Below are 1,996 nucleotides of genomic sequence, written 5' to 3' on the forward strand. Positions count from 1 at the left end.
ACTCATTAGCCTATAACCAAGAAGTCCTATCCTCATCAAGCACTGATACTCAAACTTCAATGAACTTCGACTTTGCTAAGCTACCTGATGAGGAATGCATCAAGGAGCTACTGAAAGGTATAGAGCACGGGGGCAGCCATTTAAACACCACAGCTCCGCTTCCTGCGCCAAATGGTTTGGTTGAGTCTAAGGCGTGAGCGCAAAGCTCGACTACACGCCCATGCGAGATGGCGGGACATGGAGTGTAGCGAGGACGCGTTTCTGCGGCGATATTTACGATTGGGGCGAGCCGTGTATTGTGTTTTTGCTTAAGGCTTTGATACAAGGCCAATGCACAAATCCACGTGATTGGCCAGGCGAACGTGTGCGTTGCGCATCGATGGGTATCTTCCGGGCGGGTCTTTAAAAGTACTTCTTGTTTAAGCCCAGAAGCATCATGCTTTTGTCGTAGCACAGCGGGATACTCTGGCAGCTGCCTCCCGCTTTCTTGACGTATTGTTCTTTGACGATGGGTAGGTATTTGGGTAAGTCATCATCTTCTATTTCTTTGCCATCAACCGAGCAGTTAAAACTCGCCGTCGGCATACAGATCACTTCCGGTAGCGGCTGCGTTGACTGTACAGGTGTAGGCTCGGCAGGAGCGCTCAAGTACTTTCCACCAAACCCGGGCCCTGTTCCGCTTTTGTAAGACGCTGGGTTACCTTTCGTATCCATTCCCAAATACCAACCGACTGTGTAGTGGTAGCTGCCCGCAGGTGCATTGCCAGCGAAACTACCACTGTTGGAACAGACCCCTTGATCGTCGCATAGGGCGTTCTGTTGGCTGCTGATGCTCTCAACTCGCCGTTGGCCCTGTTGGTCGGTGTAGACGTTGCTGATTCGGACGGGGGTATTCGGAATACGGCAATCCCATTCCTTGAGGCCGTAGTATTGGTCTACTCGGATCAACGAACAAGTCGCGACATCGTCTTGAGCCTGTACGGTACCGCCAAGCATTAACAGGAGTGGGAGCAGCGTGAGTGGTGCATGCTTCATGATGATACCTTTCGTGATAATAGGGGCTGGGCATTGCCGCATGGTATTTGTTCATTAAGGCTAAAAAATAAAGGCACGGTTTTTTTCGTGCCTTTTTGCATCTAGTGAATGCCCACGGGTTTGTCATTTTTGTCGTAACAGATCGGGTATTCGCAATACCCGCCGGCATTGAGTACTTCCAGTTCGTAGACCGCTGGCAGGTATTGCTTGAGCGCTGCTTTAGCCACTTTCTTACCATTGATAGTGCAGTCATCGTCGGCCTGGGGATTGCACCACGCTTCCTTTACCTGAATATGTCTGGTGGGTTTAGTCATAGGCTGATTTTTAACCTGAGGCGCCGCATCGACAGGTTGGTCATGCGATGCGTTGGCATCTAAGTGGTACGCGGCCATCGCATCTTTTACGTTGGTCTGACTGATGCCGTGATCCAGCAAGAAGTCCTGCAGTGTTGTGCGGGCTTGAGCGTACGTCACCCCTTTGCCTTTTTTATTAGGGCCGCCGTCCATGCGATAGGCAATGGGATAACCATCCTCGCTTTCATAGATGTAATAGTAAATGGACAGGCTAAAGCTGAGGTCTTGGCCGTACATGCCATAGATGCCTGAACCGTTAGCTACCCGACAGGTACCGCGCAAACATTTGCCGCTGAGTTGATTGCTGAAGGTGACGTTACGCTGCTGCTGGGCATTCCATTGTGTAATGTTCCTTGGGAGGGTATACCAAGTGCAGCGGTAAAACTTCGCCCCGTACTGATTCTTCGCCTCTGCACAGGGAATGGCATACGGTAGATCATTCATGGTTTGTTCATTGGGCAACATGGGTGGATACATGTACCCATAGTCGACCTCTGCTTGCGCGTTTATCGATAGGGCGAGCACCGCGCAGCCTGCCGTGTTGAGTAGGGCTGATTTTAAGTTCATGGTTTCAACTCGGTAATGGTCTGAGATACAACGATTGATTG

General features: G+C 50.7%; 3 protein-coding genes. 1 reads left to right on the forward strand and 2 read right to left on the reverse strand.

Annotated elements, in window-relative coordinates:
* A partial coding sequence (locus F8N44_RS31995; protein ID WP_224794863.1) for a hypothetical protein occupies nt 1-197 on the forward strand: 197 nt, incomplete at its 5' end.
* A gap of 205 nt (nt 198-402) precedes the next feature.
* Here the strand turns inward: F8N44_RS31995 and F8N44_RS31100 are convergent.
* Both F8N44_RS31100 and F8N44_RS31105 read right to left on the reverse strand, forming a co-directional pair.
* Nucleotides 403-1,035: a hypothetical protein gene (locus F8N44_RS31100; RefSeq protein WP_150653014.1), complete on the reverse strand. Its 633-nt coding sequence runs from the start codon at nt 1,033-1,035 to the stop codon at nt 403-405.
* Nucleotides 1,036-1,136: 101 nt separating this feature from the next.
* The coding region (locus tag F8N44_RS31105) for a hypothetical protein (protein ID WP_224794864.1) at nt 1,137-1,996 on the reverse strand (860 nt) is incomplete at its 5' end.

It is taken from the genome of Pseudomonas fluorescens, from assembly GCF_902497745.1.
GTDB classification, from domain to species: Bacteria; Pseudomonadota; Gammaproteobacteria; order Pseudomonadales; family Pseudomonadaceae; genus Aquipseudomonas; species Aquipseudomonas fluorescens_BM.

What these genes read in the sequence shown, in the direction of transcription:
- F8N44_RS31100 (WP_150653014.1), bottom strand. Translation starts at nt 1,035, where the DNA reads ATGAAGCATGCACCACTCACGCTGCTCCCACTCCTGTTAATGCTTGGC.